The sequence below is a fragment of the Desulfosporosinus sp. I2 genome (assembly GCF_000960765.1).
Taxonomy (GTDB): Bacteria; Bacillota; Desulfitobacteriia; order Desulfitobacteriales; family Desulfitobacteriaceae; genus Desulfosporosinus.
Map to the genome: position 1 here is coordinate 1 of NZ_JYNH01000222.1, position 4,739 is coordinate 4,739.

General features: G+C 39.9%; 4 protein-coding genes. 1 reads left to right on the forward strand and 3 read right to left on the reverse strand.

Features of this window, described 5'->3' with window-relative positions:
* Nucleotides 1-93: 93 nt before the first annotated feature.
* Entirely contained in the window at nt 94-558 is a 465-nt protein-coding gene (locus tag UF75_RS24715) for a hypothetical protein (RefSeq protein ID WP_045577175.1), read from the forward strand.
* A gap of 176 nt (nt 559-734) precedes the next feature.
* On the opposite strand, the gene UF75_RS24720 is transcribed toward UF75_RS24715, so the two are convergent.
* The 3 genes from UF75_RS24720 to UF75_RS24730 all read right to left on the reverse strand — a co-directional run bounded on the left by UF75_RS24720 (nt 735) and on the right by UF75_RS24730 (nt 4,259).
* The gene (locus UF75_RS24720; RefSeq protein ID WP_242860421.1) at nt 735-1,373 is read right to left on the reverse strand and encodes an undecaprenyl-diphosphate phosphatase; all 639 of its coding nucleotides are present in this window, start codon (nt 1,371-1,373) and stop codon (nt 735-737) included.
* 259 nt (nt 1,374-1,632) lie between these two features.
* Nucleotides 1,633-3,780, reverse strand: coding sequence for an FTR1 family protein (locus UF75_RS26650; protein WP_207642503.1), 2,148 nt, complete (start codon nt 3,778-3,780; stop codon nt 1,633-1,635).
* 266 nt (nt 3,781-4,046) lie between these two features.
* Nucleotides 4,047-4,259, reverse strand: coding sequence for a hypothetical protein (locus UF75_RS24730; RefSeq protein WP_045577176.1), 213 nt, complete (start codon nt 4,257-4,259; stop codon nt 4,047-4,049).
* Between the last annotated feature and the right edge of the window lie 480 nt (nt 4,260-4,739).

The window sequence follows — 4,739 nt, forward strand, 5'->3', positions numbered from 1 at the left end:
TAACAGGTCGTTGCGTTTGTCAGAATTCAGGGTTGCATAAGCCGTCAGAATATAGCTTGATATTACGTCTATAATAAATATAGGAGTGATAATATGAAAAAATTAGCAATCGTTTTCGCAACACTCGTCCTTGTATTAGGGGTGTCTGGTTGCTCAAATACTGGAGTAGGTCAACAGATAGAATCAAAGGGCAACACGGTTAATAACCAGTATGCAAACGACTATGATACTTTTATCGTTGCTATGAAAGCCAAAGGTTATTCTCTTGAGATGCAAGTTTCTCAAAAGGGAGAATCTTTCTTCAGTGTAACTCCCAAATATTTCAAAGTTAATGGAGACATTATCTCTATCTATGAATTTACAAATTACGATAGTGCGAAATCTCAATCAAGAACAATTTCAAATGATGGTTCTCGAATTGGAAATAGCTCGATTGATTGGATTGATAAACCTCATTTTTACGTGAAAGGCAAAATTATTGTTGGTTATATAGGAAGCAATCAAACCATACTAAATGATTTGTCTAAGATTATGGGAGACTCGATTACTAATACTTAAAAACCATGGCTTAGTGTAGTATTCTGGGTACTATTCATTTTTAAATAGGGTTATAGCGTAGCGAACCCCTTAGTATCATACCGAAAATCAACAGTAAGCTTTAACTAAGCCAAAAAATAAAGTGTGAAAGGCTCTTAAAACTAATAATATTAACCTTCATCCCAGCAAGAGTTAGGCTAGAATTTAAGGAAGGTAAAATACGCAAGGACAATAATTCCAAGCACAATTCTGTAATAACCAAACGATTTGAAATCCCTTTTGCTTACGTAATTCATGAACCCAGCAATGACTAGCCAGGCCACAACAAATGAAACAATCAACCCAACAGCTACAACTAGGAACTCGTGTGGCGTCAATATAGAACCGCTCTTGAATAAAGTGCAACCAGAAGCGGCTACCATAGTAGGAATTGCCAAAAAGAAAGAAAATTCTGCGGCAACAACTCTAGAAGCGCCTAAAAGCATTGCTCCGATAACGGTTGCTGCTGAGCGTGACGTACCAGGAATCATTGCCAAACACTGAATGAGACCGATTAATAAAGCCGTTTTATAAGTCAGTTGTTCAACGGAGGAGATTCGATTCAGAGGTTTCCTCTTTTCAATGTACACAAGAATTATCCCATCGACTATGAAGGCAAGTCCTACAACGGTCGAATTAAACAAACGTTCTTGTATGTATTTTCCTGCTACGAATCCTATACCAAGTGCAGGAATCACGCCAACAATTGTCTTTTTCCATAGGTCAAAAATTCTATGATTTTTCGATAGATAGTTACGACCCGATGGAATAAGTCGTTTCCGAAAGTAAACTACCACCGAGAGAATAGCCCCTAGTTGCTATGACAAAGACTACCATTAAAACTAAAAGAATCTTTTTCTTCACTGAATTTCCTCCTTTCTAATTTCTTGAATTCAGTTTACCCTACGTTCATCTCAACAAGGTTACAGGATTCTTAACATTTTTGTTAAAATTTAAACTCTTCAACCGACACTTATTTTCCAAAATAATGCTCTGATTCTTTTCTTCATCAAATTCCGTAATCGTATAATTCCATAACGTTTGAGCTCCGTGAATTTAAGTTAAATCGATAACTTGACCGGATAAAAATCGAATCGACCAAAACAAAAGCAAAAGGAATATCACTATGATCACTGGAAGTAGACCCATGATGGCACGCATTTTGTTAGGGGCACGGTGTAAAAGGATTGAAGTTCCGAGCACCAAACTCCAGACAAAGCCAATTCCCAGCAGGACAGCCGATGCTGGCACCATAATGTTAAAGAATTCTAGGGAATCATCCCCCATCGTAATTATGGCCGTAGCCCATTCCATGGGTAAGAAGGCATACCCAATGGTGGTAATCACCTCTCGCCAAGAAATCCCGGAGAGCAACGAAACGAAGTAACTTAATCCAGCATAACCTATGGCAGACAATCCCATGAACAAAGCAAGCGTAATCAAAAACGGCAGTTGCGGCCAGACAATTCCCTGCATTGTTACAGCCATATACATTCCTAACAACGCAGAGATATAGACAGCTTCTCCCAGATCAGGAGCGTAGGGCTTAAAGAGTTCGGCACCAGGCAGACGCAGACCGATTCGCATCCCACTCCGTTCTTTCGGACAGTTTTTTACGCAGTTCCAGCACTGAAGACAATGTTGGCTTGATTCCAGACGGTTAGGTGCTAAAAATACAGGACATCTCTCTGCGCATGCTGTTGACTCAATGAGTTGATCACTGGTGATAGTTAATACCCTACCATGAATACAAGGCTTGTCTGTACAGGACTCACAAGCAGGTTTACGAGGTCGAACCCCGAGAACGCTTAACCGGGCAATACGGGCTAACCAACCTCCAATCGGGCACACATATCTGCACCATGTCCCCTTTCGGAAAAGGAATCCAACGATCAAAGCAGAAAGTACGATCCCTAAGAATAGATAAGCACCATATCGGGCTTCACTTTGAAAGTCAAAAACACGTACAAAAATCGTTATCAAGACAAAGGTTGTTGGCAAGACCCATCCTGCCCTCAAATATGGAGCACTGGATGACTGTCGTCCCCTTAGGCAGTCCCCGACTTTACTTGCTCCTTCTGTAAGAAGTCGAAGCGGGCATAGATTGCCACACCAGAAACGCCCCAAGAAAACAGCAGAAATCGAAATCAGCGGCAGCCAGATGACCCACACCAAAAAGATAAATAGATTATTTTCGGCTTTAGTGCTAAACTTCCCCCAGTTTAAATCTCCTTGGCCCGTAAAATGTCCAACAGGTATATTCCACAAGGCAACAACAAGTAAGACAACAAAGATAAGAGTGAAAAAGTACATAGGGAGCTTTGGTATCCACCGACTACGGACAACCCGGTAAACCCAGTGCTGATAATCTGTACCAACCGATTGAAAAGGATGACCATATTCGGAGACAGTACTTGGTTTTTGCTCCCCAGAAAAATGGAAAAGATAAACTGCCGTAACAAGGTACCCAAGATAGACAAATACCTGTAAGAGAGTGGGACTCGAACTGTAACCAAGAATTCCGCCGAGAAGTGCTCCTAAAGGAGATGATTCATTGACAAGCCAATTCGTGTTCCAAGCAGCAATTGTTCCGGGCAACCATCCGGCAGCTTGTAGATCGGCAGTGGCTTTACCTAATATTCCAGCACCAAACATAATCAATAGATATGAAGTCCGAGTAAAAAATTTCTGAAGATTAATTTTCAAGAGACCGCGAAAAAGCAACGCCGCAAGAATTAAGGCCATCAAGATACCTAGAGCCCCGCCTGTAATGACTTGAACAAATGGCGATGTTTCTGCTGTTGAAATTAAGAATAGAACGGTTTCTATTCCTTCTCGCAAAACTGAGAGAAAAGCTAAAATACCAAGACTCCAAGCCTTCCCGTTTGAAATTGCATTTGCAGCCTTTTCGCGCAGCTCCTGTTGTAAATGTTTGGACTGTTCTCCCATCCAAAATACCATGTAACTTAATAGGGCGACAGCCAATAAGCCGGATATCCCTTCGATAGATGTGCCAAACGAACTGTAGGCCTCCCCGAAAATTTGGGCTACGGCGACACTCACTAAGACAGCAGCTATAGCCCCGCCGTAAACCATGCGTGCTCCATGCTTTGGCTGAGTTTTATTAACCAGCGAAATTAAAATTCCAATGATAAGAACCGCTTCAACTGCTTCGCGCAAGGTCAGTATGAATGATGTAATCACCACGAATCCCCTCTCTAAATTCTTACTGATGAGTCTGTTAGCATAACCAACAAAATCTTATATCTGATTCAATACAGGTCCCCCTTTTAATTATTGATAACGATTATCATTCTTGTTTTTATTCTAAACTCTTCATCTTACAACCATGTCACATCTTTTTAACATTTTTGTGACATTAGGAATGATTCCACTGCATAAACTCCCTTAATTATAGTAGGAATTCGCCATCTTCTTTCCCTAACATAAAAGTGACTGAGGATTTAACCTCAGCCACTTTCTGCACTTGCTTGAATTTCCTGAATTTCGTCATCCACATCCATGAGTTTGATCAACAATTTTACTTGATTCTCTTTCTCTTTCCCCAACATCTTAATGACTCTTTCTCTTTCTACACGTAAACTTTCTAACCGTTTCATGGTTAAATACATAATTGATTGTGACGAATGTTTTTGATTCATCATTTTTAGGATATCCACCATAATTATGCAGCCTCCAATTCATTTTCGAGAAAGGCAAGCGTTGTTCGAGGGGGGCTATCAGTCGTCTTAAATTCAACGAAATAAAGTATGGATATATTGTCACTGCCTAATTCGATTTTTTTAAACAACTCCGGCAAGTCCATTGAAGTCTTCGTTTCCCTGATCGATGATTTTTACGACTTCACCAATTTTATAAATTGACATATTAGTACTTCCTTTCTTTCCATTTTCGTTATCCGTTATCCTGATTCATTGAATAAATTCAGTTAACTAAACCATTCGTAAGAGTTTGATTTGTTTTAAGGTTAGGACGTTATGAGTTTAATCACATGGGTACCATATTGAAACGACCTTTTTAACTATGCCTCCCCCTCTTCCATCCGTGAAATAGTACCAATTAATGTAAGATATAAAACGATTAAAATTAACACTTTAATCACTTCAGTTCTCCTTTCTCTTCTAGCTTATTTTCATCAGTCC